23 protein-coding genes (1 of these 23 cut by a window edge) are annotated in these 26,935 nt (G+C 66.6%); 13 read left to right on the forward strand and 10 right to left on the reverse strand.

The genetic code is table 11. The features are described from left to right. Nucleotides 1-514 precede the first annotated feature (514 nt). Both J5J86_RS01920 and J5J86_RS01925 read left to right on the forward strand, forming a co-directional pair. A complete protein-coding gene (locus J5J86_RS01920) occupies nt 515-1,645 on the forward strand; it encodes a type III PLP-dependent enzyme (RefSeq protein ID WP_209103224.1) in 1,131 nt (376 codons plus the stop codon). A gap of 111 nt (nt 1,646-1,756) precedes the next feature. Beyond that, entirely contained in the window at nt 1,757-2,314 is a 558-nt protein-coding gene (locus tag J5J86_RS01925) for a GNAT family N-acetyltransferase (RefSeq protein WP_209103225.1), read from the forward strand. Nucleotides 2,315-2,371: 57 nt separating this feature from the next. Here the strand turns inward: J5J86_RS01925 and glyA are convergent, their stop codons facing one another. The 6 genes from glyA to J5J86_RS01955 all read right to left on the reverse strand — a co-directional run bounded on the left by glyA (nt 2,372) and on the right by J5J86_RS01955 (nt 10,316). Then, nucleotides 2,372-3,625, reverse strand: a complete 1,254-nt coding sequence (gene glyA, locus J5J86_RS01930; RefSeq protein ID WP_209105180.1) for a serine hydroxymethyltransferase — start codon at nt 3,623-3,625, stop codon at nt 2,372-2,374. A gap of 160 nt (nt 3,626-3,785) precedes the next feature. Then, nucleotides 3,786-5,135 carry an L-serine ammonia-lyase gene (locus J5J86_RS01935; protein ID WP_209103226.1) on the reverse strand — a complete coding sequence of 450 codons (1,350 nt, stop codon included), beginning with the start codon at nt 5,133-5,135 and terminating at the stop codon, nt 3,786-3,788. 31 nt (nt 5,136-5,166) lie between these two features. Next, nucleotides 5,167-5,742: a sarcosine oxidase subunit gamma gene (locus tag J5J86_RS01940; RefSeq protein WP_209103227.1), complete on the reverse strand. Its 576-nt coding sequence runs from the start codon at nt 5,740-5,742 to the stop codon at nt 5,167-5,169. Between the two features lie 12 nt (nt 5,743-5,754). Then, nucleotides 5,755-8,763, reverse strand: coding sequence for a sarcosine oxidase subunit alpha family protein (locus tag J5J86_RS01945; RefSeq protein WP_209103228.1), 3,009 nt, complete (start codon nt 8,761-8,763; stop codon nt 5,755-5,757). Continuing rightward, on the reverse strand, nt 8,763-9,053 hold the full coding sequence (locus J5J86_RS01950) for a sarcosine oxidase subunit delta (RefSeq protein ID WP_209103229.1): 291 nt from the start codon (nt 9,051-9,053) through the stop codon (nt 8,763-8,765). The genes J5J86_RS01945 and J5J86_RS01950 overlap by 1 nt, the downstream gene beginning before the upstream one ends. A 9-nt stretch (nt 9,054-9,062) precedes the next feature. Then, the gene (locus J5J86_RS01955; protein WP_209103230.1) at nt 9,063-10,316 is read right to left on the reverse strand and encodes a sarcosine oxidase subunit beta family protein; all 1,254 of its coding nucleotides are present in this window, start codon (nt 10,314-10,316) and stop codon (nt 9,063-9,065) included. A 169-nt stretch (nt 10,317-10,485) separates the two neighbouring features. On the opposite strand from J5J86_RS01955, the gene J5J86_RS01960 reads away from it, so the two are divergent. Further along, nucleotides 10,486-11,475, forward strand: coding sequence for a GlxA family transcriptional regulator (locus tag J5J86_RS01960; protein ID WP_342449171.1), 990 nt, complete (start codon nt 10,486-10,488; stop codon nt 11,473-11,475). 6 nt (nt 11,476-11,481) lie between these two features. On the opposite strand, the gene J5J86_RS01965 is transcribed toward J5J86_RS01960, so the two are convergent. Together J5J86_RS01965 and J5J86_RS01970 are read right to left on the reverse strand one after the other, a co-directional pair. Further along, the gene (locus tag J5J86_RS01965; RefSeq protein ID WP_209103232.1) at nt 11,482-13,572 is read right to left on the reverse strand and encodes a methyl-accepting chemotaxis protein; all 2,091 of its coding nucleotides are present in this window, start codon (nt 13,570-13,572) and stop codon (nt 11,482-11,484) included. Nucleotides 13,573-13,648: 76 nt separating this feature from the next. Further along, on the reverse strand, nt 13,649-14,545 hold the full coding sequence (locus J5J86_RS01970; protein WP_209103233.1) for a LysR family transcriptional regulator: 897 nt from the start codon (nt 14,543-14,545) through the stop codon (nt 13,649-13,651). Nucleotides 14,546-14,675: 130 nt separating this feature from the next. On the opposite strand from J5J86_RS01970, the gene J5J86_RS01975 reads away from it, so the two are divergent. Then, on the forward strand, nt 14,676-15,380 hold the full coding sequence (locus J5J86_RS01975; protein WP_209103234.1) for an isochorismatase family protein: 705 nt from the start codon (nt 14,676-14,678) through the stop codon (nt 15,378-15,380). Nucleotides 15,381-15,488: 108 nt separating this feature from the next. Here J5J86_RS01975 and J5J86_RS01980 read toward each other — a convergent pair whose 3' ends face one another. Next, nucleotides 15,489-16,370, reverse strand: coding sequence for a LysR family transcriptional regulator (locus J5J86_RS01980; protein WP_209103235.1), 882 nt, complete (start codon nt 16,368-16,370; stop codon nt 15,489-15,491). A 270-nt stretch (nt 16,371-16,640) separates the two neighbouring features. Between J5J86_RS01980 and J5J86_RS01985 the strand changes: the two genes are divergently transcribed. The 9 genes from J5J86_RS01985 to J5J86_RS02025 all read left to right on the forward strand — a co-directional run bounded on the left by J5J86_RS01985 (nt 16,641) and on the right by J5J86_RS02025 (nt 26,165). Then, nucleotides 16,641-17,975: an amidase gene (locus J5J86_RS01985; protein ID WP_247657905.1), complete on the forward strand. Its 1,335-nt coding sequence runs from the start codon at nt 16,641-16,643 to the stop codon at nt 17,973-17,975. 65 nt (nt 17,976-18,040) lie between these two features. Beyond that, the gene (locus tag J5J86_RS01990) at nt 18,041-19,096 is read left to right on the forward strand and encodes an ABC transporter substrate-binding protein (RefSeq protein WP_209103236.1); all 1,056 of its coding nucleotides are present in this window, start codon (nt 18,041-18,043) and stop codon (nt 19,094-19,096) included. 141 nt (nt 19,097-19,237) lie between these two features. Next, the gene (locus J5J86_RS01995; protein WP_247657908.1) at nt 19,238-20,080 is read left to right on the forward strand and encodes an ABC transporter permease; all 843 of its coding nucleotides are present in this window, start codon (nt 19,238-19,240) and stop codon (nt 20,078-20,080) included. Between the two features lie 13 nt (nt 20,081-20,093). Further along, entirely contained in the window at nt 20,094-20,900 is an 807-nt protein-coding gene (locus J5J86_RS02000; RefSeq protein WP_209103237.1) for an ABC transporter permease, read from the forward strand. 12 nt (nt 20,901-20,912) lie between these two features. After that, the gene (locus J5J86_RS02005) at nt 20,913-21,983 is read left to right on the forward strand and encodes an ABC transporter ATP-binding protein (protein WP_209103238.1); all 1,071 of its coding nucleotides are present in this window, start codon (nt 20,913-20,915) and stop codon (nt 21,981-21,983) included. Nucleotides 21,984-22,065: 82 nt separating this feature from the next. Then, a complete protein-coding gene (locus tag J5J86_RS02010; RefSeq protein WP_209103239.1) occupies nt 22,066-23,040 on the forward strand; it encodes a dipeptidase in 975 nt (324 codons plus the stop codon). Nucleotides 23,041-23,182: 142 nt separating this feature from the next. After that, on the forward strand, nt 23,183-23,707 hold the full coding sequence (locus J5J86_RS02015; protein ID WP_209103240.1) for a 4-vinyl reductase: 525 nt from the start codon (nt 23,183-23,185) through the stop codon (nt 23,705-23,707). Between the two features lie 104 nt (nt 23,708-23,811). Continuing rightward, nucleotides 23,812-24,567 carry an amino acid ABC transporter ATP-binding protein gene (locus J5J86_RS02020; protein WP_274706661.1) on the forward strand — a complete coding sequence of 252 codons (756 nt, stop codon included), beginning with the start codon at nt 23,812-23,814 and terminating at the stop codon, nt 24,565-24,567. A gap of 83 nt (nt 24,568-24,650) precedes the next feature. After that, nucleotides 24,651-26,165 carry an ABC transporter substrate-binding protein/permease gene (locus J5J86_RS02025; protein ID WP_209103241.1) on the forward strand — a complete coding sequence of 505 codons (1,515 nt, stop codon included), beginning with the start codon at nt 24,651-24,653 and terminating at the stop codon, nt 26,163-26,165. Nucleotides 26,166-26,350: 185 nt separating this feature from the next. Here J5J86_RS02025 and J5J86_RS02030 read toward each other — a convergent pair whose 3' ends face one another. After that, a protein-coding gene (locus tag J5J86_RS02030) for a M23 family metallopeptidase (protein WP_247657910.1) crosses the window boundary here: on the reverse strand, nt 26,351-26,935 show its end. The gene runs 1,413 nt beyond the window's last position; 585 of the gene's 1,998 nt are visible here — the last part of the coding sequence; its start codon lies beyond the right edge, outside the window — the gene reads right to left on this strand; the stop codon is at nt 26,351-26,353.

Genomic DNA, 26,935 nt, shown 5'->3' on the forward strand with positions numbered 1-26,935 from the left:
GGCGGGCGAATTCTCCTAAATCCCCGCTTGCCCAATTTCGCACGTGCCTGTGGTCGCGTGTCGGTCGGTGGAAGTCCGGACAAGAGGCCGGAAAGCTACCAGGACGACCGATAGCCGGAGGGAACCGGCCCACCCCGCTCCTCACGCGGGGGACGTGACTTGAAGCAACGACGTAGCGGGCTTTTTTGGTCTCAGTCGGCCCTCCAAAGGTCGGCGTTACTGAAGAGGCACTACATCTTGCCGGCCGTGCGGAGCGGGACTTCCCCTCTCCAAGCGCGCGCATCTCTCTAACGCCTCGCGTTCGTCTGTCGACGAGCCGAGCGAAGGGATGCCGTTCGGCGCGATGATGCGGCCGGTTTGCGACCGGCGAAGCGGGTATGGCCCGTCGGGAGGAGTGCGCGTCCACACCGCGCTTCCCCCACGGGTGCGTGCCCCGGACAGGCAGGTGCCTGTCCGTCCTGTCGTCGCGCGGGGAACCGCGCTTCACGAGGCTTCAGGTCACGGGGAGGTTTCCATGACCAATCGCATCCGCGAATTTCTCAAGACCCGTCACGAAGACGGTCCCTGCGTGGTGGTGGATCTGGACGTGGTGCGCGCCAATTACGCCGCCTTCTCCCGCGCCCTGCCGGACACCCGCGTCTTTTATGCCGTGAAGGCCAATCCCGACGCCGCCATCCTGCAGGCGCTGGCGGAGCTCGGCTCGTGCTTCGACACCGCCTCCGTGGGCGAAATCGAGATGGTGCTCGCCGCCGGCGCCAGCCCCGACCGCATCTCCTTCGGCAACACCATCAAGAAGGAGCGCGACATCGAGCGCGCCTACAAGATCGGCGTGCGCCTGTTCGCGGTGGATTCGTACGAGGAAGTGGAAAAGATCGCCCGCGTCGCGCCCGGCGCCAAGGTGTTCTGCCGCATCCTGTGCGACGGTGCCGGTGCCGAGTGGCCGCTGTCCCGCAAGTTCGGCTGCGAGCCTGAAATGGCCGCGGACGTGCTGGAGCATGCCCATCGCCTGGGGCTCCAGGCCTATGGCGTGTCCTTCCATGTGGGCTCGCAGCAGAAGAATGTGCATGCCTGGGACCAGGCGCTGGCCTCTGCCGCCGGCATCTTCCAGGACTGCGCCCTGCGTGGCATCACCCTGTCCATGGTGAACCTGGGTGGCGGCTTCCCCACCCGTTACCTGCAGGACGTGCCGGCCGCCGCCGCCTATGGCGAGGCCATCTTTGATTCGCTCCGACGTCACTTCGGCAATTCCATCCCCGAGACCATCATGGAGCCCGGTCGCGGCATGGTGGGCAATGCCGGCCTGATCGAGACCGAAGTGGTCCTGATCTCGAAGAAGTCCGAAGCCGAGGCCCTGCGCTGGGTCTATCTGGACATCGGCAAGTTCGGTGGCCTCGCCGAGACCATGGACGAGGCCATCCGCTACCCGCTGCGCACCCCGCGTGACGGCGACGATACCGCGCCCTGCGTGCTCGCCGGCCCGACCTGCGATTCGGCGGACGTGATGTATGAAAAGACCCCGGTGCACCTGCCGGTGTCGCTCGCTATCGGCGACAAGATCCTCATCGAGGCTTGCGGCGCCTACACCACGACCTATTCGGCCGTGGCCTTCAACGGCTTCCCGCCGCTGAAGTCCTACGTGATCTGACGATCACGCCTTCCGCACCGATCCCGGCGCCTTGATGGCGCCATGCAAGCCGGGCATGCGCCCGGCCGGGTCGGCGTCTTTCGGCCTTCGGTTGTGGCACAGGAGGTGCCGATGACTGACATTGTCGCTGAAAAACTGGAAGAGGTCGCCGCGCGCGAGGCCCTGCTGGACCTCATCATGCCGGCCCGGTTTGAGAAGTCGTCCGAGCGTATCCGCGAGGGCCGGCTGCCGGCCGATGGTCTCTCCTTTGTCGCCCATGGTCCCGATGGCCGCCTGGCGGCCACCGTGCGCCTGTGGAACGTCACCGCTGGCCCGGGCTGCCCGGCGCTGCTGCTGGGCCCGCTGGCGGTGCATCCCTGGTTCCGGTCCGTGGGACTTGGCGCCGAGATGATGCGCGTCGCCATTGCGGAGGCGACCCGCCTCGGCCACGGCGCCATCCTGCTGGTGGGCGATGCGCCTTATTATGCGCGCTTCGGCTTTTCCAGCGCGCTGACCGGGCAGCTCTGGATGCCCGGCGCCTATGAGCGCGACCGGCTGCTTGGCCTGGAACTGAAGCCCGGCACCCTGTCCGGCGCCCGCGGCCTCATCAGCCCCACCGGCGCCCGGGTGGAGCTGCCCTCTGTCGCCGAACTGGTGGCAGGCCTCGACGGGCTGAAGCGCATCGCCTGAGCGCGGCGCGCAACGAATCAGGGAAGGGGAGCGCAGGTGTTGCGCTCCCCTTTTTCGTTACAGGCCCTGATAGAGCGGGAAGCGGTGGCAGAGCGCCTCCACCTTGCCGCGCACCGCGCATTCCACCGCGCCATTACCCTCAGCGCCATTGGCGGCAAGCCCCCGGAGCACGTCGGCGATGAGGTCGCCCACGGTCTCGAACTCGGTGATGCCGAAGCCGCGCGTGGTGCCAGCGGGCGTGCCCAGACGGATGCCAGAGGTGACCGCCGGCTTTTCCGGATCGAAGGGAATGCCGTTCTTGTTGCAGGTCAGGCCCGCGTGCTCCAGAGCGGCCTCGGCGGCCTTGCCGGTAACGCCGAAGGGCCGCAGGTCCACCAGCACGATGTGGCTGTCCGTGCCGCCGGAGACGATGGCCGCGCCCCGCTCCACCAGCCGGGCGGCGAGCGCACGGGCATTGGAGACCACCTGAAGGGCATAGGTGCGGAAGCTGTCGTCCAGCGCCTCGCCGAACGCCACCGCCTTGGCCGCGATCACATGCATGAGCGGGCCGCCCTGGAGGCCGGGGAAGACGGCCGAATTGATCTTCTTCGCCAATGCCTCGTCATTGGTGAGGATGAGGCCGCCGCGCGGGCCGCGCAGGGTCTTGTGGGTGGTGGAGGTGACGATGTGGGCGTGCGGGAAGGGCGAGGGATAGGCGCCCGCCACGATCAGCCCCGCATAATGGGCCGCATCCACCATGAGCGTCGCGCCCACCTGATCGGCGATGGCGCGGAAACGGGCGAAATCGATGATTCGCGGATAGGACGATCCACCCGCGATGATGAGCTTCGGTTGATGCTCCAGGGCGAGACGCTCCACCTCGCCATAGTCGATGAGCGCGGTCTCGCGGCTGACGCCGTAGCCCACAGCCTTGAACCACTTGCCGGAGAGGGTGGGCGGGGCACCATGGGTGAGGTGGCCGCCGGCTGCCAGCGACATGCCGAGAATGCAATCGCCCGGCTGGAGCAGGGCCATCAGCACCGCGCCATTGGCCTGCGCCCCCGAATGGGGCTGCACATTGGCGAAGGCGCAGCCGAACAGGGCCTTGGCGCGGTCAATGGCGATCTGCTCGACCACGTCCGCATGCTCGCAGCCGCCATAATAGCGCCGGCCCGGATAGCCCTCGGCATATTTGTTGGTGAAGACGCAGCCCTGCGCCGCCAGCACTGCTTCCGAGACGATGTTCTCGGAGGCGATGAGCTCGATCTGGTCGCGCTGGCGGTGAAGCTCCGCGGCGATGGCGCCGAACACGGCCGCATCCGCGCCGGGCATGCCCAGGGCAGGGGACGCCACGGGGGCGGGCGACAAGGAGGGGGCAAGGGCGGTCATGCATGCGTTCCTCTCTTCTGGATGAGCAGGGGCGTTCCGCCGGAAGGCCGGCGGCTGGGCAGGTCAGGATGGGGAAGAAGGCTGCGGCTGCGCCGCTAGCCGGTCAGCATTCGGGGACGTTCACGGCGAGGCCGCCCTGGGACGTCTCCTTATACTTGGACTGCATGTCGAGGCCGGTCTGGCGCATGGTCTCGATGACCTGGTCCAGCGACACGAAATGGGTGCCGTCGCCCCGCATGGCGAGGGAGGCGGCGGCAATCGCCTTGTTGGCGCCGAAGGCATTGCGCTCGATGCAGGGGATCTGGACCAGCCCGCCAATGGGATCGCAGGTCATACCCAGATGATGCTCCATGGCGATCTCTGCGGCATTCTCGATCTGAGCCGGGCTCGCCCCCAACGCTGCCGCAAGTCCCGCGGCGGCCATGGAGGCGGCTGAGCCCACCTCGCCCTGGCAGCCCACCTCGGCGCCGGAGATGGAGGCATTGGTCTTGATGAGCGCGCCGATGGCGGCGGCGGTGAGCAGGAAGGCGCGAATCTGCTCGGGACCCACTCCGGGGCAGAAATCCCGCGCATAGCGCAGCACCGCCGGCACGATGCCCGCCGCACCATTGGTGGGCGCGGTCACCACCCGTCCGCCGGAGGCGTTTTCCTCGTTCACCGCGATGGCGAAGACGGAGACCCAGTCCATCACCTCGTGGGGGGCGCGGGCATTGTCGCCGGCGCTGGCCTCCAGCCGCTCGCGGATGGACTTGGCGCGCCGGCGCACCTTCAGCCGGCCGGGCAGAACCCCGTCGCGGGCAAGGCCCCGGTCGATGCAGGCGAACATGGTGGCGGCGAGCGCATCAAGGCCCGCTTCCACCTCGGCGCGGGGGCGCAGGGCGCATTCATTGGCCATCTGCAATTCGGCGGGGGTAAGGTCCGCCTGGGCGCAGCGGGTCAGAAGCGTGCGGGAATTGGCGAAGGGATAGGGGACGGGCTTTGCCTCTGCTTCCGCGCTCTCCCCCTCGCGCACCACGAAGCCGCCGCCGATGGAATAATAGACCTGCTCCTCAAGCACTCCGCCCGCGCCATCGAGGGCGCGAAAGCGCATGGCATTGGTGTGGAAGGGCATCAGTGTCTCGAAATCGAAGACAAGGTCCTTCTCAGGATCGAAGGCGACACGCTGGCCGCCGGGTAGGGCGAACGACTTCTCAATGTCGAGCCGCGCCACCAGCGCCGGCACCGCGTCCGGATCAAGCGTCGCGGGCACGCAGCCCAGGAGGCCAAGGCAAATGGCCTGATCGGAGGCATGTCCCTTGCCGGTCCAGGCCAGCGAGCCGAACAGCTCCGCCTTTACCCGCGCCGTGCCCTCCGGCATCGCCTCGCGGAAGCGCCGCCCAGCCACCATGGGTCCCACCGTGTGGGAGGAGGAGGGGCCAATGCCGATCTTGAACAGGTCGAACACGGAGATCATGGCGTTTCCGGGCGGGGGGAGGAGAAGGCGGTCAGCTCGCCTGGAATTCCAATGCGGCCTCAGTGAGGAAACCGTGCACATAATTGGCGAAGGAACGCCAGCACTCCACGCGATAGATGTGCTCGGTGCCCGGACGGATCAGGACGATTTCCGCCTTGCCCAGCAAGGTGCGGGTGGCCGAGCCCGCCGGGAAGGCCGCGTCTGACAGATCCAGCGCGCAGCCGGCATTGAGCACGGCGGTGGCCTGCGCCCCCGCGACCGCGATGCCCACATTGCGATGGCCCGCCTCCACCAGGGAATGATGGGTGCCGGAAAAGGCGTCGGCGACGGCGCGGCCGGCGGCCTCGTCCGCATCGCGGGCGATCAGCAGCCATTCGTCGGGGCCGAGGCGGGCGGCAAGGCCCGCATCGGTGGACCGGCAGGAATTGATCGGGCCAGACAGATCGAAGCCGCCGGTCAGGCCGATACCGGCGACGCGCTCCGGATCGACTCGCAGCACATAGCGCGCCGCCGGGGGCAGGGGGGCGATGCTGGCGGGGGCGAGCAAGGCGAGCCGTCCGGGCGCGAGGGCGGGTGTACGGGCGGCAAGGGAGGAGATTGGGGCCATGGTTTGTGCTCCTCACGCAGCGGCTGCGGGCTGCGGCGTGCCGTTCACGCGCGTGCCCTTGGCATCGAAGAAGACAGGGTCCACCACCTGCACGGTGGCAAAGCCGGTGGGCATCGTCACATGAAGGCGCGTGCCCTTGCGCGCCCGCCCGCCGGAGACCAGCGCCAGTGCGATGGACCGCCCGCAGGCATCGCTCCAATAGGAGGAGGTCACATGGCCGATCATGGTCATGGGCAAAGGCTGGTTGGTGTCCTCAACGATCTGCGCGCCTTCGTCCAAAACGGTCTTGGGATCGTCGGTGAGAAGCCCCACCAATTGCTTGCGATCCGCCCGCAGCATGTCGGGGCGCACCAAGGAGCGCTTGCCGACGAAATCGGGCTTCACCTTCGACACCATGCCGCCGAGGCCGAGATCGTCCGGCGTCACCGTGCCGTCCGTGTCCTGGCCAACAATGATGAAGCCGCGCTCCGCGCGCAGCACATGCATGGTCTCGGTGCCGTAGGGCGTGATGCCGTGGGCCTGCCCCTTCTCCCATAGGGCTTCCCACACCGCGCGGGCATGGTCTGAGGGCACATTGATTTCAAAGCCCAGTTCGCCGGTGAAGGAGACGCGGAAGAGCCGTGTGGGCACGCCCAGGATGTGGCCCGTGCGCACGCTCATGTGCGGGAAGGCTTCGGGCGAGAGGTCGATATCATCAACCAGCGGCGCCAGCACCTCGCGGGCCTTGGGCCCCTGGAGGGCGATCACCGCCCACTGTTCGGTGGTGGAGGTGAGATAGACCTTCAGGTCCGGCCACTCGGTCTGGAGATAATCCTCCATGTGCGAGAGGACGCGGGGCGCCCCGCCGGTGGTGGTGGTGACATGGAAGCGGTCCGGCGCCATGCGGGCGACCACGCCGTCATCGAAGACGAAGCCGTCCTCTTTCAGCATCAGGCCGTAGCGGCACTTGCCCGGTTCCAGCTTCAGCCAGGCATTGGGATAGATGCGGTTCATGAACTCGGCCGCATCCGGCCCCACCACCTCGATCTTGCCGAGGGTGGACGCATCGAAGATGCCAACCCCCTCGCGCACGGCCCGGCATTCCCGCCGCACGGCCGCATGCATGTCCTCGCCGGGCTTGGCGAAGTACCAGGCGCGGCGCCACAAGGCGACGTTCTCGAACCGCGCGCCATGCGCCACCGCCCAGTCATGGAGCGGAGCGGTGCGGATGGGATCGAACAGCGCGCCGCGCGACTGGCCGACAATGGCGCCGAAGGTCACTGGTGTATAAGGCGGGCGGAAGGTGGTGGTGCCCACCTGCGGCACGTCTTTCCCGAGCGTCTGAGAAATGATGCCCAGGGCATTCATGTTCGAGCTCTTGCCCTGGTCGGTGGCCATGCCCGTGGTGGTGTAGCGCTTCACATGCTCGACGCTCTTGAAGCCCTCCTGCACGGCGAGCTTCACGTCCTTGGCGGTGACGTCGTTCTGGAAGTCGATAAAGGCGCGGACCTTGCGCGGCTCCCCATCGGTGGGCATCACCCGCACCGGCTGGAAGCCGGTGAAGGAGGCGGGGGCCGAAAAGTCCCGCGTGCCCGAAAGGCCGGCGGCCTTTGCTCCTGCCGCCCAGCCATCGGCGAGGCAGGCGGAAAGGTCGTAGAGCCCCCGGCAGGCGCCGGCCGAACAATTGGCCTGGACCGGCGTGCCGGGCAGGAAGGCGTCGAGCGCCGGATCGAAGGCGAGCTTGCCGCGTGACTGGGAGAACAGGTGCACGGCCGGCGTCCAGCCGCCCGACATGCCCACGGCATCACAGGCGAGCGTGCGCCGCGCGCCCACTGTGCCGCCGGAGACGGGCGCCACGATGAGGCCCGTCACGGCCTTGCGGCCGGTGGAGCCGACCACCGTGTGGGACGTCAGCACCTCCACGCCAGCAGCGCGGGCGGAGGCCAGTTCCGGCCCGCAGGCCTCTTCGGCCCGCAGATCGACGACGGTTACGTCGAGCCCGGCCGCCTTGCAATCCAGCGCGGCCTGGTAGGCGGACGCCCCGGTGGTGGCGATGACGACGCGCCGGCCGGGGAGGGCGGCATAGCGGTTCACGAACACCCGGATGCTTTCCGCCAGCATGATGCCGGGGCGGTCATTGTCGGCGAAGGCGAGCGGGCGCTCGTGGGAGCCGGTGGCGATCACCACCTCCTTGGCGCGCACCTGCCACAGCCGCTCGCGCGGCAGGTTGGCGGCGGGCTTGGCGAGCGCATCTGTGACGCGTTCGGTCAGCACCACATGATTGTGGTTGTAATAGCCGAATGCCGTGGTGCGCGGCAGGAGCACCACGTTTTCGCGGGCCGCCAGGGTGGCAAGAGCCTGCGCGACGAAAGCCGAGGCGGGCACCCCATCGATGGTGGACGTCAAATCGTGCAGCAGCGTGCCGCCCATCTCCGCCTGCTCGTCCGCGAGGATGACGCGCTTGCCGCTCTCGGAGGCCGCCAGCGCGGCGGCAAGTCCTGCTGGGCCGGCGCCGACCACGAGCACGTCGCAATGGGCGTTGCGATGAACATAGCGATCCGGATCGGGCTCGGTGGGCGCGACCCCAAGACCGGCAGCGGCGCGGATGACCGGCTCGTAGAGCTTGTGCCAGGCCTTGGCCGGCCACATGAAGGTCTTGTAGTAGAAGCCCGCCACGAAGATCGGCGCCAGCACGTCGTTCACCGCGCCGATGTCGGTTTCGAGCGAAGGCCAGTGGTTCTGCGTGGAGAGGGCGAGGCCTTCCGTGGCTTCCACCACCGTGGCGCGGTTGTTGGGATCGGAGCGGCCGGGCCCCCGGCTGACGTTCAGGAGCGCATTCGGCTCGTCGGAGCCGTGGGAGAGGATGCCGCGCGGGCGGTGATACTTGAACGAGCGGCCCACCAGCTTCACGCCATTGGCGATGAGCGCGGACGCCACCGTGTCGCCGGAGCGCGCATCCAGCGCGGCACCGTTGAAGGTCAGGCGGATCCTGCGGGTGCGGTCGATGCGGCCGCCGGCGGGTAGGCGATTGGTCTCGGCCATCACTTCGTCCCTCCGGTCAGGTCCGGGCGCGGCGTGCCCATGGGATAGGTGGCGATGAAGGCGTCGGAATGGGTGTCGCGCAGGGCGTTGAACCAGCGGCCGCAGCCATGGGCATGGAGCCAGCGTTCCGCATGGCGGCCCTTGGGGTTGGAGCGCACATAGAGGAATTCGGCCCAGGCCGCGTCATCGAGCGCGGAGGGGTCGGCGGGGCGGGCGATATGGGCCTCGCCACCGCAGCGGAATTCGATTTCCGGGCGCGGGCCGCAATAGGGGCAGGTCACGAGCAGCATGGCAAAGCCTCAATGGGCCACAGCCGCCGCCGCCGCCTCGTCGATGAGGCGGCCGGTGCGGAACCGGTCCAGGGTGAAGGGGGCGTTGATGGGGTGGGGCGCGCCGGTGGCAATGGTGTGGGCAAACACATGGGCCGAGCCCGGCGTCGCCTTGAACCCGCCCGTGCCCCAGCCGCAATTCACATAAAGGCCGGGCACCGGGGTCAGCCCGATGATGGGCGAGCGGTCCGGCGTCACATCCACGATGCCACCCCAGGAACGCAGCATCTTCATGCGCGTGAATTGCGGCAGCAGCTCCACGATGGCGTCGAGCGTGTGGGTGGTGATGTGCAGGCCGCCCTGCTGGGAATAGGAGGTGTACTGGTCCGTGCCGGCGCCGATCACCAATTCGCCCTTGTCGGACTGGGAGATGTAGGCGTGCACCGCGTTCGACATGACGACGCACGGGAAGCACGGCTTCACCGGCTCGGACACCAGCGCCTGAAGGGGGAAGCTCTCCAGCGGCATGCGCACGCCGGCCATGGCCATGAGCACGCTGGTATGGCCTGCCGCCGAGACGCCGACGCGCTTGGAGCGGATGGTGCCGCGCGTCGTCTCTACCCCCGTCACCGCGCCATCGGGCCCGCGCAGGATGCCGGTGACCTCGCAATTCTGGATGATGTCCACGCCGCGCGCATCGGCGCCGCGGGCATAGCCCCACACCACCGCATCATGCCGCGCCGAGCCGCCCCGCCGCTGGAGCGCGCCGCCCACGATGGGGTAGCGGATGTCGGGGGAGATGTTGAGCGGCGGGCAGAATTCCTTGACCTGCTCGCGGGTCAGCCACTCATTGTCGATGCCGTTGAGGCGGTTGGAATAGACGTGGCGCTTGAAGCTCTGCACGTCATGCTGGGTATGGGCCAGCATGAGCACGCCGCGGGCCGAATACATGACGTTGTAGTTGAGGTCCTCGGAGAGGCCCTCCCACAGCTTCAGCGCGTGCTCGTAGAGGGCTGCGCTTTCGTCATAAAGATAATTGGATCGGATGATGGTGGTATTGCGGCCCGAATTGCCGCCGCCGATCCATCCCTTTTCCAGCACCGCCACATTGGTGAGGCCGTGCTCCTTGGCCAGGTAATAGGCCGCGCCAAGGCCATGGCCGCCGCCGCCTACGATGATGGCGTCGTATTGCGCCTTGGGCTCGGGATCGCGCCATTGGGGCGTCCAGCCCTTATGGGCGTTGGCCGTCTCCTTCAGGAGCGAGAACAGGGAAAAGGAACGCATCAGCCACCTCGGCCGGATCGAGTGTGAGGGCACAATGGGCCTGTGGCGCCTTTCCATCTTGCATCGGCGCGACTATGGTCTGGAACAAATGCGACATTCTCAGCCGGCAAGGGGAGGGGTGGCCTCCCGACCTCCGCCCCGTGCAAAGCTCAGGGTGGGCTTCGTGCTGATGCACAACTTCACCCTCACCGCCTTCTCCACCTTCGTAGACGTGCTGCGCCTCGCCGCCGACGAGGGCGACCGCTCGCGCCCCATTGAATGCGCCTGGCAGGTGATGAGCCCGCGCCGACTGCCCGCCCGCTCGTCCTGCGGCATCGAGATTCAGCCGACCTCCGACCTCACGGATCCCGCGGCGTTCGACTATGTGGTGGTGGTCGGCGGGCTCCTGCACGGCATGCCGCCTCTGCCGCCGGAGATCGGTGCCTATCTGGCCCGTGCCGCGCAGGCGGGGGTGAAGCTGGTGGGGGTGTGCACGGGTAGCTTCGTGCTGTGCCGCCTGGGCCTGATGGCGGGACGCAAATGCTGCGTGAGTTGGTATCACTACCGGGATTTCCTGGAGGAGTTCCCCGCCCTGGTGCCGGTGGCGGACCGGCTGTTCGTGAGGGATGGTGATCGCATCACCTGTCCGGGCGGCACCGGGGTGGCCGATCTGGCCGCGCGGCTGGTGCAGGATCATCTGGGCGCGGCGGCGGCGCAGAAGGCGCTGAACATCCTGCTCATCGATCGCCCCCGATCGGAGGAAAGCGCCCAGCCCGTCCCGCTCGGCACCGTGCCGAGCGATGACAGCCGGGTCTCACGGGCCCTGCTGCTGATGGAGCAGAATCTGGCCGAGCCGCTGCCCATCGCCGAGCTTGCCGGACGCCTGGGACTTGGCGCGCGGCAATTGGAGCGCCTGTTCGGCGAGGCCATGGGGGATAGCCCGCAGGCGGCCTATCTGGCCCTGCGCCTGCGCCACGGGCGCTGGATGCTCCAGAATACTGCCCTCTCCGTCGCCCAGGTGGCGGCGGAGCTGGGCTTTGCCGATGCCTCCCATTTCGGGCGGGCCTTCAAGGCCAGCCATGGCCAGACGCCCGCCGCATTCCGAAAAGGGCACTTGGCCGCCGGTGCCGCGACCGGCGGCACCGTGCGGGAGAATGTGGACCGCCGCGTCTTCGACTGAGCCGGATCAGGCGGCGCGGACGGTGGCGAGGAAGGCCGCCATCTGCTGTTCCAGGCGTTGGGTCTGGTCCGACAACGCCCCCGCCGCGCCGAGTACCATGCCCGCGGCAGCGCCCGCCTCATCGGCATTCTTCGCCACGTCCGTGATGAGGCCGGTCACCGAATTCGTGCCGGTGGCGGCCTGGTCCACATTGTGCACGATCTCGCGGGTGGCCACGCCCTGCTGTTCGACGGCGGTGGAGATCTCCTGGGCAAAGTCGCGCATCATGCCGATCTGGGTGCTGACACCCTCGATCACCGTCACCGCCTGCTGGGTGGCGGCCTGGATCTCGCCGATCTGGGTCTCGATCTCTTCCGTCGCCTTGGCGGTCTGCGAGGCCAGCTCCTTCACCTCGGCGGCCACCACCGCAAACCCCTTGCCCGCGTCACCGGCACGAGCAGCCTCGATGGTGGCGTTCAGCGCGAGGAGGTTGGTCTGCGAGGCGATGGTGGAGATGAGGCCGATGAAATCGCCGATCCGCGAGGCCGCGCTCGACAGGTGGCGGATCACTTCGCCGGTCTTGGCGGCCTCGGCCACCGCATTGGTGGACAATTCGGTGGACTTGCGCACCTGGCGGGCGATCTCATCCACGGAGGCGCCCATCTCTTCGGCGGCACTCGCCACGACAACCACGTTGCTGGAAGCCTGGGTGGCGGCCGCGGCCACGGAGGTGGACCGGCTGGAGGTGAGCTGGGCGACGGTGGTCATGCGCTCAGCCGTCTTGTGCAATTCACTGGAGGCGGTGGAGACATTGCTGATGATGCCGCCCACCTCGCCCTGGAAGCGGTCGGCCAGCGCCAGCATGCTGCGGCGGCGCTCTTCTTCCGCCGAGCGGCGGGCATGCTCGTTCTCGCGCTCCAGCTCGGCATTGCGCAGCAACTGGTCCTTGAACACCAGCAGCGCGTTGGCCATGGAGCCAACCTCGTCGCGCCGGACGGTGCCGGGCACGGCGACGGTGTAATCGCCACCGGCCAGTTCGGTCATGGTGCGGGTGAGGGCGGAGACGGGGCGAACCACGCGGCCGATCACCACCGCCAGTCCGAACAGCGCGATGGCGAGGCTGACGATCAGCACGGCGCCATAGGTGAGGAACGTCATTTTAGCGGTGGCCTGCGCCGTCTCGGCCTGCGCCAGAAGGGCGTCCAGGGCGGTGCTCGCGACGTCCGCGATGGTGGTCAGCTTGGGGGTGTTGATGTCGCGCCAGGCGGCAATGGTCATGCTGGGCGCCTCGCCCGAGCTCAGCCGCTTGATCTCGGCATCGCGCATGGCCTCGAAGGGGCCGGAAAAGAACTCCTTCTGCGCGGTGTCGACAGCGGCCTTCAGGGTGGCAGGTGTATTGTCGGCCGCCACGATCTCCTGCACGGTCTTCCAGGCGAAATCGGCCTGCGCGTCATTGATGGTGACGGTGCGGACTTCTTGCGGCGTGAAGGGCCGGCGTTCCGCCAGCGCGGAGTTCAAGGCGAGCGAGGACAATCCGGAAAAAGTGCGCGCCGCCCAACCCATGGAGCGGGCGAGCAGCAATTGCGACATGGCCGGATCCAAGGCGCGGATGTCTGCCTCCATGCTGCTGGAGGTGGCCTCGATGGCATCGATGAGGGCCTGGCCATCCGTTGACATGCGTCGATAGACGGCGGGATCGCGCTGGTCGAGGGGGCGCGCCAAATGCTCGTCTACCAGCTTGCGGACCGCGACCACCGCCTCGTATCGGGCTTTCAACTTCTCCACCATGTCGCTTCGGGATGCGACGGCCTGCCGGTCCAGGCCGGCGAGGGCGGACGCCATGGAGGTCTCCACCACCTCACGGTCCTTCAGCAGGCGCGCGCGAATGGTCCCGATGTCTCCGGCGGCCAACAGGCCGGTGGTGGAGCCGCCGCGTTCGAAGCGGAAGACGGACACAGCGCGGAACAGGTCGCGGTCGATCCGCACGTCCTCCGCCACTTGGTCGGCGGCCACAAAGGTGCCGTAAGACTTGTAAAGCGCTACGGAGCAAAGCGCCGCCATGATGGCACTCAGGACGCAGAACAGGGAAACCAGTGTCGTCTTGATGGAAAGCTGCATGGCCGCACTCGCATTCGGAGTCTCAACCCTCATTTTGCGGAATGTTGCTTTCCCGGGGCTTGTGCCGGCGGCGGGCCTATCCTGCTCCCCCCCACACCCGTTCCAGGAATTCGGTGAAGACCTTTACGCTCGGCGACTGGATGGGCGTTGACCACACCGCGCAGGTGGGGATCGGATCGGGCACATCGTCGAGGGGGCGGATGACGATACCGCGCCGCTGGAGATTGCGCACGCAGCTCGCATAGACACTGACCCCAACGCCCGCCGCCACCAGGCCGAAAATGCCTTCCGAGGAAGAGGCCTCCTGCACGATGTTGGGGTGGAAACCATGGCGGTGGCACAGGTTGAACAGGTCGCGGCGGTAGGCGCCCCAATTCTCGCCGGTGCCCAGCACAAAAGGTTCGCCGGCCAGGTCCGCCAGGCGGAGCGCGCGCACGTTGGACAGAGGGTGCGTTACCGGCAGGAGCGCCACGTGCCGGTCGCTGTCGAAGGGATAGGAGACCATGGCCTCGCTCTCGAATGCGCCGATCATGAAGCCCACGTCGATGCGGTCCGCCAGCAGGGCCTCCTGCTGCTTGAGGGTGGGCACGAAGGACAGTTCGAGGCGGATTTCCGGCCGGTATCGGCTGAAGGCGCGCAGCAATTCCGGCAGCCGGCCATTGATGGCGAAGTCCATGTATCCGATGCGCAAGGTGCCGGTGAGGCCGGTGGCCGTGCGCCGGGCGATGGTGACGGCCCGCTCCAGATGATCAAGGCCGGAGCGACAATGGATCTGGAAGGCCCGCCCCGCGTCCGTCAAATCCACCGAGCGCGTGGTGCGCCGGAGCAGCGGCACGCCTACTTCCCGCTCGAGTTCGCCGATGAGGCGGCTCATGCCCGGCTGGGTCATGTTGAGGCGATTGGCGGCGCGGCTGAAATGCAGTTCCTCGGCCAGAACAAGGAAGCTGCGGATGTGGCGGAGATCGTAACGCATGGTTCATTCATAACAATTGAGGAATGAAAAAACGTCAAATTAGAATTTCCCGTTCTCGATCCCCGGCCGCATCCTCCCTTCCATGCTCCCCGCCGCGGAGGGAAGCGTCCCCCAAGGAAGGATTGGACCCATGTCGTTCGACAAGGAATTGGACGCGGCACTCAATGCGGCGTTCGAGAAGGCGACCGCCCTCTATCAGAATCGCGGCTTCCAACGCCGCGTGGGCTTCGGCCGCCGGCCTGCTTTGGTGAATGTGGACCTCGCCAATGCCTGGACCCGTCCCGGCAACCCGTTCACCTGCGAGAATATCGACGAGCAGATCATTCCCGGCGTCCAGGCTCTGCTGGCCGCATGCCGCCGCAACGGCCATCCGGTGGTGCATGTGACCACCTGTTACCAGGTGACCGACCCGACCGTCGCCGCCACCGACATGGGCCTGTGGCATTGCAAGATTCCGGTTGAGGTGGTCGCCGCCGACAAGCCGGACCTGTGGGCCATCGACAGCCGCATCGAGCCCATTCCCGGCGAGCAGGTGCTTATCAAGAAGCGCGCCTCGGCGTTTGCGGGCACCTATCTGTCGGGCTTCCTGCGGGCCAACGGGGTGGACACCATCCTGGTCACTGGCGTGACCGCCTCGGCCTGCGTGCGCACCACGCTGTGCGACGGCCTCGCGGAAGGCTTCCGGACCATCGCGGTGAAAGAGTGCATCGGTGACCGCGTGCCCGGAGCGGTGGCGTGGAACCTGTTCGACATCGATGCCAAGTTCGCGGATGTGGAGCCCCTGTCCCGCTGCATCCAGTATCTGGATGAGGTGGGCGAGCGGAAAGCCGCCTGAGCGCCGCCGGCAAGCGCCCGAAAGGTGCCCATGGGTATGCGCCATCCCTCGCACATGGATGACTTCGACACCGGGAGGCCCGCTCGCGCGGTGCCTCTTCGGTGCGGGTCAGACCTGCCAGACCTGCCGCAGAACCTCGCCCATGGCGCCGATCACCGGGTCGCTCGCCCGTTCCGCCGGATGGATGAAGCGCAGCATCACCTCCGCGCGGGCCTCTCCGAACAAGGCGAGGCGATCCGCCATGTCGGGTCGCAGAGCCAGTTCCTCGCGCACCACGCCAAAGCCGATGCCCGCCGCCACCAGCTCGCAGATGAGCAGTTCGTGGTCAGCTTCCACCGTTTCGAGGGGGCGCATGCCGGTCTGGTCCAGAAGGTCGCGCAGGACTTCCCCATGGGTGCTGCCGGGCGTCACGCGCACCAAAGGCAGGCGCTCCAGTTCCTGCCAGCCGGCACCCTCATGGCACGCCGCCCAGGCGCGGGGCACCGCGAAGCGGTAGGTGACGGGACGCAGCGGGAAGCCCTGCATTTCCGGCGGCAAGGTGCGGCTCACATACAGGCTCGCATCCAGCTCGGCGCCGTGCAGCCCGTCCCGCAGGAAGACGGTGCGGCCGATGCGAAGGTCGATCTTCACCGCTCGATGGCGCTCCACCATGACGGCCATGAAGGCGCCGATGCGCAGATCCACCAGATCCATCATCGGCAGGCCCAGCCGGATGGTGCCCGCCACCGCGCCGCGGAAGGATCGCGCGGCGTGCACGAAGTCGCCGAAGGCGGTGAGCGCCTGCTCCGCCCGGCCGAGGAGTTCCGTTCCAGCCTGGGTGAGGGCGAGCGAGGTGGTGGTGCGCTCCAGGAGGCGCAGCCCAATGGCGGCCTCCAGGCTCTTCAATTGGCCGCTGACAGCGGGCTGGGTGATGTGCAGGGCCTCCGCCGCGCGGGTCACGCTGCCGAGCCGCACCACGGTGACGAAGGTGCGCAGGTGGCGGATGTCCATGGGGGGCCAGTCTCCTCCAAAGCTCCCCTTATGACGCGCATCACGAGAAGCGATTTGTCCGGTGCAGATGCCCATTTTAACGTCGTGACGATTTTCTCGCCAGGGCGCGGTCCGGCAGAGAGAAAAAAAGCCGAAAAGGTCACGCAGGCAATGGCACGTCCCGCTCACACCCTAACTATAGGTGCGTCGTCTTCGGACGATCTGTGCAATCTATCGGCTGTCGCGGCCGTCGATCTGCTCGGGAAAGGCGAAATTTCTCCGCTCGATCTTGTGGACGCGGCCATCGCGCGCGTTGAAACCGTGGACGGGCGCATCAATGCACTGCCGCTGCGGCGCTTCGAGGCGGCACGTCACGAGGCAAAGGCCTTTTCGAGGGTGACGGACGGGGCGCGCGGCTGGCTGGCGGGCCTGCCCATCGCGGTGAAGGACTATAATGACGTGGCGGGCCTGCCCACCACCTGCGGCTCGCCTTTGTTCAAGAATGCGGTGGCCGCCACGTCCGATGCGGTGGTGCAGCGTCTGGAGGCGCGGGGCGCCCTCGTGCTCGCCAAGTCCAACGTGCCTGAATTTGCCGGCGCCAACACCTTCAATCCCGTGTTCGGCGCCACCGCCAATCCCTGGCGGACGGACTGCACCGCTGGCGGCTCGTCCGGCGGCTCGGCGGCGGCGTTGGCGGCGGGCATGGTCTGGCTCGCCACCGGCAATGACCTTGGCGGCAGCCTGCGCATTCCCGCCAGCTATTGCGGCATTGTCGGCATGCGCCCGAGCGCCGGCCGCGTGCCCCGGCCGTCGACCCTCGTGCCGTTCGATCCGCTATGGGTGGAAGGCCCCATGGGCCGGAGCGTGGCGGACGTGGCGCTGATGCTGGATGCCGGTGCCTATGAGAGCGCGGGCGATCCGCTCAGCTTCTCGCTGCCCGGCACCGCCTTCCTCGACGCCGCCCGTGCCCCGCGCGCGCCCCGCCGCGTTGCCTTCAGCGCCGACCTCGGCCTCGGCCCGGTGGAGGGGGAGGTGGCGGACCTGTGCGCGGCGGCGGTCGCCTGCTTTGCCGACGTCTCCGCGTCCGTGGAGGAGGCGCATCCCGATTTCTCCGGCGCCATCGACGCCTTCCAGGTGTTGCGCGCCCATCTGGTGGCCACCGTGCGCGGGCCGCTTCTCGACGCCCATCGCGATGCCATCGCACCCCATATCGTCTGGAACATCGAAAAGGGTCTGACCCAGACCGGAGCCGACATGGCCGCCGCCGACCGTCGGCGGGGCGCCCTCATCGCCGCCATGGCCGACTTCTTCGTGACCTACGACATCCTGGCCTGCCCGACCGTCGCGCTGGCGCCGTTCCCGTTGGGCGAGACCTATCCGACCCGCATCGGCGCGGTGGAGCTAACCTCCTATATCGACTGGATGTATCTCACCTTCGTGCTGACCCTCACCGGCTGCCCGGTGATCTCGGTGCCCGTAGGGATGACCGGCGACGGCCGCCCGGTGGGCTTGCAACTGGTGGGGCGCCCGCGCGGCGACCTCCAGCTGATCGAGGCCGCCGCCCTTCTCGAACAGATCCTCGGACCCATTCCCGGCGCCGCACGGGTGCGGCAGCCGGTGGCCTGACAGACCCGCGCGTAAGACGCGGCAGAACACAAGACCAATCTTCCAAACGAACAGGGGAATGACAGATGGACACCAAGACGCTTTCCGCCACCCGCCGCCAGTTCCTCGCCGGGGTCGGTGGCCTCGGCGCCACCTTGGCCCTGCCTTCGCTCGCCTGCGCCCAGGAAAAGACCCTGGTGGTCGCCAATTGGGGCGGCGACTGGAACGAGCGCACCATCAAGTTCGTGGAAGCGCCCTTGCTGGAATCCAAGGGCATCAAGATCGTCCACGACATCTCCATGGAGCCGGAGCGCAAGGCCAAGCTTCTGGCGGAGAAGCGGCTGCGGCGCGGCTCCATCGATGTGGCCCACCTCAATGAGGGCGACGCCTATGAGATGTTCAGCCAGGACGTGCTGGCGGAACTCGATTTCGCGAAGATCCCCAACTACGCCGCGGTGGTCCCCTCGCTGAAGACAAAGCCCTATTTCGTGCCCTGGCTCTATAGCGGCGTGGTCATCGTCTATAACAAGGACAAGGTGCCTAACCCGCCCAAGTCTTATGAGGAGCTCTGGGACAAGAAGTGGGCCGGAAAGCTCGGCCTCACCAACCAACTCTATTTCAACTATGTGATGATGGCCGCGCTCATCAAGGGCGGCTCCGTCACCAACACGGAAGAGGGCAAGAAGCGCCTCGTGGAGCTGAAGGAGCTAACCCAGCCGCGCATCTATGCCGCCCACCAGCAGCTCGCCGCCGGCCTTGCCAACGGCGAGGTGGACATTGCCGTGAACTACAAGGCGCGCGGGCTTCAATGGGCCAATGAGGGCACCCCGCTCGCCATCCAGTATCCCTCGGAGGGCGCTATCGCCGTCATGTTTGGCGCCGGCATGCCCAAGCGCGCGCCCACCCCGGACCTCGCCTATGACTATTTCAACGCCATGCTCGATGCCAAGGCCATGGCCCAGCTGGCCGCCGCCAGCTTCTATGCCCCCGCCAACGGCAAGGCGGACCTCACCCCCGAACTGAAAGCCAAGATCGACTTCACACCGGAGCAGGCCGCGGCGCTCAAGTTCCCTGACTATGCCCACGTGGCCAAGAACACCTCCGACTGGCTGGAATTCTGGAACAAGAGCATCACGCGCTGACAGTTGGCCGGTGCCCCGCCGCCTCGGGCGGGGTACCGGCCCAAGGCGCAAGCAAAGGCGGGGCATTTCAGGGAAGATGGGATGAGCGAGATGGCGATGGTTGCCGGTCCCCCGTCCGGGGGCGGTGGGAGAAGGTGGCGGGTGTCGCCGGTCTTCGGGCTGGCAGGACCGGCCAGCCTGTTCGTGGCGCTGGCGCTGCTCGGGCCGCTGGTGCTGATGTTCCGCTATTCACTGAACCGCTTCGTGCCGGGCCAGTTGATGGTGGAGGCACTCACCCTCGCCAATTACCAGAAATTCTTTGCAGACGCCTTCTACCAAGAGGTGCTGTTCACCACGGTGTGGGTGTCGGCCCTCTCCACGCTCCTGTGCCTCGTGCTGGGCTTTCCGGTGGCCTATGTGCTGGTGCGCCAGGCTTCCCAGCGCTGGAAGGGTGTGCTCCTCATCCTGATCATCCTGCCGCTCCTCATGGGTAATGCGGTGCGTACCGCCGCCTGGATGGTGGTGCTGGGCGACAAAGGCCTGTTTAATGCCATCACCGCCCTCGCAGGCATCCCGCCGGCGCGGATCATGTACACGCCCACCGCCGTGGTGATCGGCCTCGTCTCGGTGCTCCTGCCCTTCATGATCGTGACGCTGCAGAGCATCCTGGAGGGCATCGACCGCAACCTGGAGGATGCGGCGTCTTCCCTTGGCGCGAGCCATGGTACGACGCTGTGGCGGGTGGTGTTGCCGCTGGCGCTGCCGGGCATCCTGGCGGGCACCATGCTGTGCTTCATCCTGTCCATGAACGCCTATGCGACGCCCGTGCTCATCGGCGGCCCGCAATTCCACATGATGGCGCCCACCGTCTACCAGCAGGTGGCGAAAGCCATGAACTGGCCGTTCGGCGCGGCATTGGCCTTTGTGCTGATGGCGGTGACGCTGGTTCTGACCACCACCGCCAACGTCCTGGTTCAGCGGCGCTATCGCCGCTGGTCCGAGTGAGGAGGGCGCGCTTATGAACCCCGCTCAGGTCGCCCGCCTTTACGGCGTGCTCTCCACCCTGGTGATGGCCTTCATCCTGCTGCCGCTCGTCGCCATCGTGTGGGTGAGCTTCTTCTCCAACCGCATCCTCGCCTTCCCGCCGGACGGCTATACACTCTCCTGGTATGCGCGGGCCTGGTCCATGGACGCGTTCCGGGACGGCTTCATCACCTCGGTCCAGACCGCCGCGTGCGCCGCCTTTTTCTCGCTCCTGCTGGGTGTGCCGGCGAGCCTTGCTTTGGTGCGCTATCGGTTCTTTGGCCGCGAGGCGATCCAGACGCTTCTGCTGGCGCCCATGATCGTGCCGGGCATCGTGGGCGGGGCGGCGCTCTTCATCTTCTACCTCGAAGCCGAGGTGCTGCTGGACGTGCAGATTGCCGGCACGTTGCCCGGCCTTCTCATCGCCCACACCCTCATCGCCTTGCCCTGGACGGTACGGCTCGTGACCGCCGCCTTAGTGGGCGCGAACGCCTCCATCGAGGAGGCGGCGGCCAGCCTTGGCGCTTCGCCCTTCACGGTGTTCCGGCGGGTCACGCTGCCGGTCATCAAGCCGGGAGTGGTGGCGGCGGCTCTATTCTCGTTCGTGATTTCCTTCATCGATCTGGAAAAATCCATCTTCCTGGTGGGGCCGGGCCGCACCACGCTCCAGATCGCGTTGGTCAATTATTTGGAATGGAACCTGGATTCCACCGTCGCGGCGGTGGCGAGCGTACAGATCCTGATCATCGGCGCGCTCCTGATCATCAGCGACCGCTATGCCCGGCTGAGCCGGGCCTTCTGAGGGAGGCGACCCATGTCGGATGTGGTGCTGCAATCGGTGGTGAAGCGCTATGAGGCCATGGTCGCGGTGGACCATGTCTCCCTCGCCATCAAGGAAGGGGAATTGGTGGCGCTGCTGGGGCCGTCCGGCTGCGGCAAGACCACCACGCTGCGGATGATCGGTGGCTTCATCCCGGTCACCGAGGGGCGCATCCTGGTGGGCGGGCGGGATGTCACCGCCTTGCCGCCCTTCAAGCGCAACATGGGCTTCGGCTTCCAGAACTACGCGCTCTTTCCCCATATGAGCGTCGCCGAGAACGTGGCCTTCGGCCTCGAAATGCGCAAGGTCGCCAAGGCCGAGCGCGAGGCGCGCGTGAAGGCGGCGCTCGACCGGGTGCGTCTTGGCCATCTCGCCGCGCGCCTGCCGAAGCAATTGTCCGGCGGCCAGCAGCAGCGCGTGGCGCTGGCGCGCGCGCTGGTCATCGAGCCGGACGTGCTTCTGCTCGACGAGCCCTTGTCCAATCTTGATGCCCAGTTGCGGGCGGAGATGAAGGACGAGATCCGGGAGATCCAGCGCTCCCTGGGCATCACCACCATCTTCGTCACCCACGACCAGGACGAGGCTCTGTCCGTTGCGGACCGCGTGGTTGTGATGCAAGCAGGGCGCATTGAGCAGGATGGCACCCCGGACACGGTGTTCGAGACGCCCCGCTCCCATTTCGTGGCGCAGTTCATGGGTGTGACCAACCTCTTCAAGGGCGAGACCACGGCCGATGGCCGGTTCCGCCTGGGGGGCGGCGAGGTGATCGCGGTGCCGCCACCCCCTGTCCCGGGCGCGGCGCTCGCCTTCGCCTTGCGTCCCGAGCGCATCGCCCTCGACAGCGTTGCCGGGGAGGCGAGCGAAGCTGCCAACCGCCTGGACGTGGAGATCGAGGCGGCCACCTATCGGGGCCTCGTGATTGACTATCGCCTGAAGACCGCCACCGGGCTCACCCTCATCGCCCGCCAGCCCGCGCCCGCCGTGGGGGGGCCTCCGGCCTTGCAGAAGGGCCAGCGCGTGACCGCGCACTGGCAGGCGCAGGCGGGTGTCCTCGTTCCTGTTTGACCCAAGGGGCGCCGCTCCGGCGGGACCCCATCCGAAGTGAAAGGGCCGCCTTGAGACCGGCCCGCGCAAAAGGAAGCACGAAGTGAGCAACCTGCACGATCGGCTCGTCGTCATTGACGGCCTCATCATTTCCGATTTCGGCCCGGACCTTTTCAAGGAGATGCGCAAGGGCGGCATCACCGCCGCCAACTGCACCTGCTGCGTGTGGGAAGGCTTCTCCGAGACGATGCGCAACGTGGCGAAGTGGAAGACCTGGTTCCGCGAGCATGCGGATCTCATCTCGCAGGTCTACACCACCAAAGACATCCTCAAAGCCAAGGCCGAAAATAAGACCGGCATCATTCTGGGCTGGCAGAACACGTCGGGCATCGAGGACCAGATCGGCTACCTGGAGCTTTTCCATGAGCTCGGCGTGCGTATCATCCAGATGACCTACAACACGCAGAATTTCGTGGGCTCCGGTTGCTATGAGAGCACCGACAGCGGGCTGTCGGACTTTGGCCACGACGTGGTGGCTGAAATGAACCGCCTGGGCATTCTGTGTGATCTCTCCCATGTGGGGCAGAAGACCTCCCACGACACCATCGTCGCCTCCAAGCAGCGTGTCGCCTATTCCCACTGCCTGCCGGCGGGGCTGAAAGCCCATCCGCGCAACAAGAGTGACGAGCAATTGCGCTTCATTGCGGAAAAGGACGGCTTTGTCGGCGTCACCATGTTCCCTCCCTTCCTTGAGAAGGGCCCCAATTCCACGATCGACGATTATGTGGCGGCGATGGACTATGTCATGAACCTCGTCGGCGAGGACAAGGTCGGGGTGGGCACAGACTTCACCCAGGGCTATAGCAAGCCCTTCTTCGATTGGATCACCCACGACAAGGGCTATGGCCGCAAGCTCACCGACTTCGGCGCCGTCATCAATCCGGAAGGCTTCCGCGAGATCGCCGATTTCCCCAACCTCACCGCGGCCATGGAAAAGCGCGGCTGGAGCGAGGCGCGCATCGAAAAGGTGATGGGCGGCAACTGGCTGCAGCTGCTCAAGGATGTCTGGCGCGCCTGATGTGCCCTGAACGGGGGCGCGCCCATCGCGCGTCCTCGGCCCCGCCCAGGGTCGCCCCTGCCCGCCGGCCTCCTCCGCGCCGCCCGGCTTCGCTGGCGGTGCGGGACGGGGCGTTTTTCAACTTCCCAAGCGAGACGTGAGAATGGCGAAGCCCGAAATCGAGATCGATGTGGACCCGGCCACCGGCCAGTGGTTCGTGGACAAGATGCCCATGATCCTGGTGCCGCAGCACTTCTACAACAACAACCATTTCGCCCTGGAAGCGGCGCTGGGCGCGGAGGGGCTGGATGCCGCGCTGGCGCCGGCGGGGCGCACCTCGGCCTATGTGTGGTGCAAGAAGCAGAGCGAGGTCTATGGCCTGTCCGGCCTCGACGTGTTTGCCCATTACATGAAGCGCCTGTCCCAGCGGGGATGGGGCCGCTTCACCATTGTAGCTGCCGATCCCGCCGCTGGCACCGCCACCATTCGCCTCGACCATTCCTCCTTCATCACCGATGAGAGCCGGAAGGCCGGCCGGCGCCTGTGCTACATGTTCGCGCCCTGGTTGAAGGGCGCCATGGAATTCGTCTGCGAGCAGGACGGCATGCCCCGTACCCTTGTGGCGGAAGAAGTGCAGTGTGCCGCCGAAGGCCACGACCACTGCGTGTTCGAGGTGCGCCCCGCCTGAGCTGGCGGCTGTCTCTCCACGAAAACCCTGTCACCTCAATGTCATACCTGCCCTTTAGGCACGTTTGATACGGGCGGCAGGGTGCGCCGTGGGGGGACAATACGATGCAGCCGATCCTCAAGGTCGAGGACGTTCGCAAGTCGTTCGGTGCGGTGCAGATCCTCAAGGGCGTGAGCTTTAACATCGAGGAGGGTGACCTTGTCTCGATGATCGGCCCCTCCGGCTGCGGCAAGTCCACCTTGCTGCGCTGCCTCAACGGCCTTGAGACCATCGATTCCGGCGCCGTTGAAGCCTGCGGCGTGCGGATGGAGAAGAAGCCGGCCGTCTCGTCCGAGAGCTTCGCGGAAGCCGCCCATCGCCTGCGCAAGAATGTGGGCATGGTGTTCCAGAGCTTCAATCTCTTCCCCCATAAGACCCTGCACCAGAACGTCATGCTCGCCCCCATGGTGGTGAAGGGTGTGGGCCGGGACGAAGCGGCCGCCAATGCCGAACGCCTTCTGAAGAAGGTGGGCCTGTTCGAGCAGATGGACCGCTACCCCATCAACCTGTCCGGCGGCCAGCAACAGCGCGGCGCCATCGCCCGCGCCCTCGCCATGGCACCCAAGATCATGCTCTATGACGAGCCCACTTCCGCGCTCGATCCCGGCCTCGTGGACGAGGTGCTGGACGTCATGAAGGAGTTGGACGCGGAGGGGATGACGCAGATCGTCGTCACCCACGAAATGCGCTTCGCCCGCGATGCGTCCGACTACATCATCTTCATGGAGAAGGGGGAGATCGTGGAGATCTCCGACGAAGACGAGATCTTCGAGAACCCCAAGGATCCGCGCACGCGCCAGTTCCTCCGCCGCTTCGTGTGACGCCGGCGGCCCGGCCTGCGCCGGCCACCGATCCTTCCGCCCCAGTTCAGCATCCCGCCCGCCGCCTTGCTCCGGGGACCGCCATGCGCCTGCTTCTCGTCCTGCTCGCTTTCCTTGCCGCCGCCGTTCCGGCCCTCGCCCAGACGCCTGCCAAGGCGGTCAATCCGCCATTGAAGTATGGCGGCGATGCCACCTCCGGCGCGCCCTACACTTTCACCGATCCGGCGGACCCGAACCTTATTGAGGGATTCGAGGTGGACATCATGAATGTCCTCGCCCCCAAGATGGGCCGCACCCCGCAATTCGTGCAGAACGACTGGTCGAACCTCATCCCCGGCCTTGATGCCGGGCTTTATGACGCGGTTATCAACGGCCTGGAAATCACCCCCGAGCATCAGGCGGCGGCGGATTTCTCCATCCCTTATTACGTCACCTACGGCCAAATCGTGATCCGCCGGGGCGATCCCGAGGTCGCGGACCTCGCCGCCCTGCGCGGCAAGAAGGTGGGCACGCTCAAGGCGGGCCAGATGGAGCGGGTGCTGCGGCAATTCGGCGGCATCGACGTGCGCAGCTACGAGGAGGAGATCGACGCCTATTCCGATCTCAAGCTGAAGCGCATCGACGCGACCGTGATGGATTTCCCGATCGCGGTCTATTACGCCCAGCCCGACGGCGAATTGCAGTTCACCGGCGGTCCGGTGGGCCGGATCGAATATGGCATCGCGGTGAAGAAGGGCGCCGATCCCAAGCTGTTGGGCGAGATCAACCAGGCGCTGTCGCAGATGCAGCAGGACGGCTCCATGCGCCAGATCCTGGACCGCTGGGGCATCTGGACCCCCATGATGGCCCAGGTAACCGGCGACGACCGGCCGATGCAGGCTCAGCCCGTGGCCTATAATCGGTATGTGGAAGAGACCCAGCCCCAGGGTTTCATCGCCCAAATGGAGCGCTACATGCGCTTCCTGCCGCAATTGGGACGGGCAGCGGTCATGACCATGGAAATCTCCATGCTGGCCATGCTGATCGCGGTGGGCTTCGGCGCGACGCTGGCCTTGTGCCGGGTCTATGGCGGCACGTTGCTGGATCGGCTCGCCCAGCTTTACATTGAGGTGGTGCGTGGCACCCCGCTGCTCATACAGGTGCTGTTCATCTATTATGGCCTGCCCAAGATTGGTCTCCAACTGGAGCCGTTCGTGGCCGGCGTGCTGGCACTGGGCTTCAATTATGCGGCCTATGAGGCGGAGAATTACCGCGCCGGGCTCCTCGCCATTCCCCGCACCCAGATGGAGGCGGCGGTCGCGCTCAACATGACCGAGCGCCAGTCCCTGCGCCACGTGGTGATCCCCCAGGCTGCGCGCATTGTGCTGCCGCCCACCACCAACGACTTCATCTCGTTGATCAAGGACTCGTCCCTCGTCTCGGTCATTTCCCTGGTGGAGCTGACCAAGACCTACGAGATGATCTCCACCACCTATTACGATTATTTCGGCACCGGCATCCTGGTGGCGGCGGTCTATCTGCTGCTGGGTCTGCCCTTCGTTCGCCTCGCCCGCTGGGCCGAGCGTTATGCCAGCCGTGGGACGACGCGCGGTTCGTAAGGGGAGGGGGCGAAGGGCGCGCGGGCGTCATCGCCCCGGAAAGGGAGGGGCCGAGCCGGTGGGTCCGCCATCAGCCATCGCAACAAGAACAAGAAAAGGCCCCTTCAGCGTTCCCTGAACGTCGAGGGGGGCCTTTATACGTTGCATTTGCGGAGCCGCAGGAGGCGAGGCGCCGCCGGATCTGGTCAGCGACTGGAGGTGCTGCTGGCGGACGCCACCTTCGGCGCCACGGGGGCGTGGCTGAGCAGGGCTTCGATGCGATCCTTCTCCTTGCGGAACTCCGCCAGGAACCGCCCATCCAGCGCCCGGCCGCGCGGCAGCTTGATGCGCATGGGATCGACGAACGAGCCGTTGATCTTCACTTCGTAATGCAGATGCGGTCCGGTGGAGAGGCCCGAAGATCCAAGATAACCGATCACCTGGCCCTGGCGCACCTGCTGGCCCACCCGTAGCCCCTTGGCGAAGCCGGACTGGTGGGAATAGGTGGTCACATAGCCATTGGCGTGCTGGATTTCCGTGTGCCGGCCATAGCCGGACTTCCAGTCCGCATAAATGACCGTGCCATTACCGGCCGCAAAGATCGGCGTGCCCACAGCGTCCGACCAGTCGACGCCGGTGTGCAGCTTAGAATAGCCGAGGATGGGGTGGCGGCGATAGCCGAAGGGCGAGCGCATGATGCCACCGGCCATGGGCTTGCGGACCAGGAATTTCTTCGCGCTCTTGCCGTCCTCATCATAATAGTCGACGAGGCCGTCGTCGGAGGTCTGGAA

The organism is Aquabacter sp. L1I39, from assembly GCF_017742835.1.
GTDB lineage: Bacteria > Pseudomonadota > Alphaproteobacteria > Rhizobiales > Xanthobacteraceae > L1I39.